The sequence below is a fragment of the Streptomyces atratus genome (assembly GCF_900119365.1).
GTDB classification, from domain to species: domain Bacteria; phylum Actinomycetota; class Actinomycetes; order Streptomycetales; family Streptomycetaceae; genus Streptomyces; species Streptomyces atratus_B.
This window is the reverse complement of record NZ_FPJO01000077.1, coordinates 1-5286: the sequence shown is the minus strand read 5'-3', so window position 1 is coordinate 5286 and position 5286 is coordinate 1. Positions and strand designations below refer to the sequence as shown.

The window sequence follows — 5286 nt, the reverse complement described above, 5'->3', positions numbered from 1 at the left end:
CGGGGCCGGAAGTGGGGTGAGATGCCGCTGAACGCGGACAGGAACCGCTGTGCTCCACCGATGCTGCGGAACCCCTTCATCGCGCGTTCGCGCTGGCGGGTGGGCTGGTGGCTGTTCTCGGCCCGGTTGTTCAGGCCCTTGTGGGAGCGGTGCTCGACCGAGGGCATCACCTCGCGGTGGGCCGCCCCGTAGGAGCGCAGCTTGTCCGTGACGACTACCCTCGGCACCGAGCAGGTCGTCTTCAGCAGGCGGCGGAAGACGCGCCTGGCCGCAGCGGTGTCCCGCCGGTTCTGGACCAGGATGTCGAGCACGTTGCCGTCGGCGTCGACGGCTCGCCACAGGTACTTCTGCTCTCCGTTGATTTTGATGAAGACCTCGTCCAGGTGCCACTTGTCGCCGGGCCGGGGTCGCCGGCGGCGCAGGCCGTTGGCGTAGGCCTGGCCGAACTTCGCGCACCAGCGGCGGACGGTCTCGTGGGAGACGATCACGCCGCGCTCGAGCATCAGTTCCTCGACCTCGCGGAAACTGAGCGGGAAGCGGAAGTACAGCCACACGCAGTGGGAGATGATCTCCACGTACCGGTGCCCCTTGTACGACGGCGACGCGCTCCCCACGGACGATCCCCCTCCACCATGATCAACTCGAAGATCCTCCCACGCCATTCGCCAACGTGACAGTGCCCTTCTGCGTTCCCGACCCCTCGTACAGCCGGAGGAAGTCATCAGCCTCATCGTGAACGGATCCGTCGGCACACAAGATCGTGTACGACCGGCCACCTCCCGCACGCGTCAGAACCTGCACGCGCAGGTCACCAACTACCAACCCAGGTCGCGTCACTGCCCGCCCGCCCCACGATCTTCGAGTACGTGCCGAACCCTACGAGCGCGCTCGGTAAACGCGCCCAGGACAGCTCATGAGATGACCCAGACGGGTGACGCAAAGACTCCCAGGCAGGTCGGTAAAGTCACCCGGGCCGGGCATGTCCAGGACGTCGTCGCAGAGCGCCTTCAGCGGCGGCGAGTGGTCTGGGCCAACTCGATGGGCAGCGGTTGCGAGCCGTTCGCGCAACTGCTCGACCCTGGTTCACACGTGCCGCAGCCGGGACTCCACCAGGCCGTCGGTGTACAGCAGCAGCGTGGCGCCCACGGGCGCGTCCTGCTCGACGGCCTCGAAGTCCACCCCGCCGACGCCGATCGGGGCGCCGGGCGGCACCCGCAGCACGGTGGTCACTGGGTGAGGATTACCTGGTCGGGGGAGTGAGAGCTCCCACTGGTGAACGTACGGCGGTGCCTTGGCGGACCGTGAGGTCGATACGCCTGTGACGGAACGAAGACGTCGTGGAGGACCGCCTGTGACTCGGTGCGGGATACAAATACTTTCGACCGCATGCACCGCGTTACTCCTGGGGGAACACCGCGAAGTACACCCGCATCACCGCTCTCGCCGCCATCGGCGTCGCCGCCACCCTCTCGCTCACCGCCTGTGGCAGCGACAGCTCCGGGAAGGACTCGTCCTCCAAGAGCTCCTCGTCCTCGTCTTCTTCGTCCTCGGACAGTGGCTCGAAGTCGGAGGGCGGCTCGGAGGCCGGCAACGCGAAGTCGAGCTCAGGTGAGGACACCGAGGCAGAGGCAGCCACGAACAGCGCGACGAAGACCGGCGCCAAGGTCACGTTCTGCAAGACGGAAGACCTGGCCATCGACGCCACGGACGCCGCACCCGACGAGAACTCCGGCAGGATCGACATCACCATGATCAACCGGGGTTCGACCACCTGCTCGGCAACGGGCTTCGCAGGCGTCGACATCAAGGACGCCGACAACACCTCGAACCCCATCGAGCGCGGCCACGCCCAGCCGCGTATCACCACCCTGAAGCCCGGTGACGCCGCTGTCTTCGACCTCGCCTACGACATCGACAACACCGGCGACAGCCTCGCGTCCCCGACCAACATCCTGGTGACGCCCCCGAACGAGACCCACACCGTGACCCTGAAGTGGCCCGCGGGCGCGGGGGACATCAAGGGCGCCTACACCGACGTCGAGGTCTACCCCACGCACACGACCAACTAGGGGCGGTGCCCGCGGGCAGCTCCTGGCAGCGGACCTGCTGAGGGATCACCGGCCCGGACCGCGCGGCAGGTGCCGCGCCGCGGTACGCGGCCGCCGCCGCCCGCTTCAGCGCCGCGCACGGTGACGCCGCACGGCCGTCTCGAGTGGATCCGGGTATCGCGGCAGCGGTGGAGCGGCAGACCGCCGCGCTGCGGGAGCTGTCGCCGCGCGTTCCCCGAGCCCGACGTCGTCGCGGACGATGCGCCGGCCCCGATCGAGGCGCTCAGTGCACAGCGGCGCTACCAGGCCGCGGCGACCGAGGCCGCCGCGCTGCGCCGGGCCCGAGTGCACCAGTACCGCCAGGGTCGTCCCGCCGTTGGAACGGGCCATGTGACTCGCGAAGCTGCGCTCGGGCGGGCGCGCCGTCCAGGGAATTGACTCGCCTTGCGCGCTGAACCGGGCTCCTGCTGGGGCGTCATCTGCCGCCTCGTACGGCGCTTTCTGCTCCTTCGTCTGTCCGTTGATGTTCGCCGGAGTCGTCGTTGGTGCTTCTGCCCCTGATGTGGGTCCCGCCTCCTTCACGATGGCGGGGTTTGTCCCCGACGCTGATCGAGGACGCGGCCGCGACCAGAATTCCGACTTGGCCGTCATAGAAGCGATGGCGGAGCTGGGGCTCGATATCCAGACCAGCGACTACGGCCAGTACCCCGCCGGGCGGTCCCTCTACAGCCTGGACACCGGCGGAACCTGGCGCTGGGTCCGCGACCTGCGCCCGGACGAGATGTGACACCCCTCCGCGACGGCGTGCGGGTCTGGGGTGAGGATGGCCCGTTGCTGGGCGCGCGACTAGGGAAGCCGCGGCAAGGGGCCGGCAATCGCGCCGCTGGGATCCTGATGCACCGTGCGCTCCGCTGGGGCCGACGGCAGCCGCCGGGTCAGGTCGCTGGCGACCGGCTTGAAGGGGCGACCGGGGTCGGCTGGTGGCCTTGAGGGCATCGGCGTACCGGCCGTACGTTTCGAAGCGCTTCTCATCCACCGCTCCTCCCACTGCTGACGCTCGGTCAAGCTCTGCACGGCATATGAGCCGAGCGAACCGACCACGCGCCTACCAGAGCTGGCAGCTGGTCCAATAGCGCCACAGGTCACCGGTGACGCAGCACCGCGTCACCGAGCGCGCGCCGCCAGGACCCTTCTGGCCGCAGCAGTGGAGGACCTGCTTGCGGCTGCCCGGCTCGGCGGCCTGCTCCCCGCAGTCACCCTGTGGCACCTGCACCGCGCCATCGAACAGCAACACGCCGCGCACCAACACCTGCACCCCGGGACGCCGACAGGATGAATAGGCGGTGCGGCCGCCGGGCCGCCCGGCGACCCGACGGTCTGAACCGCCAGCCGTCAGTGTCCGCACAGCACGGGACCCCGGGCGCTACGCCCGGGGTCTCTCGGTGCACTGTGACGTGTCCGGCGGGTTCAACGACTGGCCACGCCCGGTGTTACACCCACTCCGACCCGGCCCCTGCGAACAGGGGCTCTGTGTCCCGTGGGCGTCGTATGTCCGGGCGGTGGCACCCCGGGGCGGCCCTGCGGTTGCCGCAGGGCCGCCCCGGAGCATCCGTCAGGCCGCGTTCTCGTCCTCGTTCTGGGGCCGCACTTCGTCCAGGAGGAGTTCGGCGCAGCTGCACGGCTCCGGGTCGCCGAAGGTCGGGTACATGCGGTCCTCGTGGTGGTCGTGCACGGTCTCGGTCACGCGGGTCCTACTGGTGAGTGAAGTGGTGCGGTACTTCCGCACGCCGCCCCGGTTCCCGAAGGCGGCGGATGCGGGCTGAGGACATCAGAGTTGAGGCTGGTTTGACTGGGATGACGTGCCGGGGGCAGCGGTCGCCGAGGACTGCGCCGGCTGGGCCGGATGGTTCAGACGGGCCTGGTGGAGAAGTAGGAGAGGGGGCGCGGTAGGCCCCTGCCGCCTGCGCGCCTGGCAGAGTTCTTATTCGTCCATGGCTGTTCGAGGGCTGACCAGCGGCGATGTCGGGGAGTGGACGACCGGCCCGCTACAGCGTGCCGGATCGTCCGCCCCCAGCACCGGGCATGTCTACGGGATGGGGGACGGCGGCGAGCACCAGGGGGCGCTGTGCCGGTTGGATTCCCTGGCGGCCGGGGGCAGGCGGGGTGGCCGCCAGGGGTGTGACCGCGGGTCCCGTCCGGGTGGTTGGCCGGGACCCGCAGCCTGGCCAAGGTACGTCTTGGAAGCCGGGTACCTCTGGCGTCTTCGAGTACCGGCCCACGATCGGGTGACCGGGGCTGCGGAAGACGTGCGGCCTGGCAGTGGAAGGCCTCGGGGCGGGGCCGGTTTTTGAAACCGGCTGGTGTGACGGGTGTGACGTGCCGGAGGGTTCACCGCGCCGGACGGCGGTGACGGGTCCGGCTGCGCGCAGACCCCTCTGCAGGTAAGTAGTAGGCGCCGCCGGGCCGGTGCTGGGTGCCCCTTGTCCTCCAGGCTCCTATTTCCCGCCGGTTCTCTTGCGGTGGCAGGATGCCTGATCACGGGCGAGCGCACTGGAGATCCCATGAACGATCAAGGCAACCCTGGCTCGGCAGAAGGCTTCAGCGTCTTCGCTGTCGACGCCACCTGGCCGAAGTCACGGCAGGTCACGGGTCACGGCTACAACCGAGCCACTGGTCACGCCCATGTGTACCTGTGGTTCGGCTCCCCGTACTTCGACCCTCAGGTCGAGCACGTCACGGTCTTCAGTGCCTCCTCCGGCAATGCAGAGGCCAGCGAGGCCCTGGAGCGGGCTTTCGAGATGTACTTCCACCCCGAAAAGGAACCCCCTGCCAGCCTGCCAGCCTCCGAACCCGTCACCATCACCACAGATGGGAAACCCCTGACGTTCGAACTCTGGCGCAACAGCAGCAACCGTTACTGGGTCGCACGAGGGGGCATCAAGAGCACGGAAGTGATCCTGTCTGGCTCCGAGACCGAACCCAGCAAGCTCAGCCTGGTCCGCGTGAGCGACCTGACCTCGTTCTCGAACCCATTCGCGGCCCCCATGCACGACCTCTGCGCCGCCATCGGCGACGCGGACGAAGAGAAAGAAGAGGAGTAAGGAGGGGCCTTGACCTCGGATGTTGAACACGTCTATGCGGCTTGTCGGCGTACGGGCTCTGGTGCAGAGGTGCGTACGGGTTGATCTGCAGAGGTGCTCCGGCGTGTCTGGCTGGGGGCCGGAGTGGTGAGAGGAGT

7 protein-coding genes and 1 pseudogene are annotated in these 5286 nt (G+C 68.6%); 3 read left to right on the top strand and 5 right to left on the bottom strand.

Annotation, left to right across the window (positions count from 1 at the left end; genetic code table 11):
- The 3 genes and pseudogenes from BT364_RS38700 to BT364_RS43910 form a co-directional block, all read right to left on the bottom strand.
- A partial coding sequence (locus tag BT364_RS38700; protein ID WP_072489584.1) for an IS6 family transposase occupies nucleotides 1-614 on the bottom strand: 614 nt, incomplete at its 3' end.
- 340 nt (nucleotides 615-954) lie between these two features.
- Nucleotides 955-1224, bottom strand: a pseudogene (locus BT364_RS39680) (SpoIIE family protein phosphatase); the annotation flags it as partial.
- A gap of 172 nt (nucleotides 1225-1396) precedes the next feature.
- Entirely contained in the window at nucleotides 1397-1744 is a 348-nt protein-coding gene (locus BT364_RS43910; RefSeq protein ID WP_256260433.1) for a hypothetical protein, read from the bottom strand.
- On the opposite strand from BT364_RS43910, the gene BT364_RS43905 reads away from it, so the two are divergent.
- Nucleotides 1689-2069 carry a DUF4232 domain-containing protein gene (locus tag BT364_RS43905; RefSeq protein WP_371268711.1) on the top strand — a complete coding sequence of 127 codons (381 nt, stop codon included), beginning with the start codon at nucleotides 1689-1691 and terminating at the stop codon, nucleotides 2067-2069. The two genes, BT364_RS43910 and BT364_RS43905, sit on opposite strands and share 56 nt — an antisense overlap.
- Before the next feature lie 619 nt (nucleotides 2070-2688).
- Nucleotides 2689-2835 carry a hypothetical protein gene (locus tag BT364_RS42195; RefSeq protein WP_177328409.1) on the top strand — a complete coding sequence of 49 codons (147 nt, stop codon included), beginning with the start codon at nucleotides 2689-2691 and terminating at the stop codon, nucleotides 2833-2835.
- Between the two features lie 318 nt (nucleotides 2836-3153).
- Here BT364_RS42195 and BT364_RS41255 read toward each other — a convergent pair whose 3' ends face one another.
- On the bottom strand, nucleotides 3154-3342 hold the full coding sequence (locus BT364_RS41255; RefSeq protein WP_143166635.1) for a hypothetical protein: 189 nt from the start codon (nucleotides 3340-3342) through the stop codon (nucleotides 3154-3156).
- A 318-nt stretch (nucleotides 3343-3660) separates the two neighbouring features.
- Entirely contained in the window at nucleotides 3661-3792 is a 132-nt protein-coding gene (locus BT364_RS43895; protein ID WP_256260432.1) for a hypothetical protein, read from the bottom strand.
- 817 nt (nucleotides 3793-4609) lie between these two features.
- On the opposite strand from BT364_RS43895, the gene BT364_RS38675 reads away from it, so the two are divergent.
- Complete coding sequence (locus BT364_RS38675; RefSeq protein WP_072489796.1) at nucleotides 4610-5149, top strand: hypothetical protein; 540 nt, start codon at nucleotides 4610-4612, stop codon at nucleotides 5147-5149.
- Nucleotides 5150-5286 lie beyond the last annotated feature (137 nt).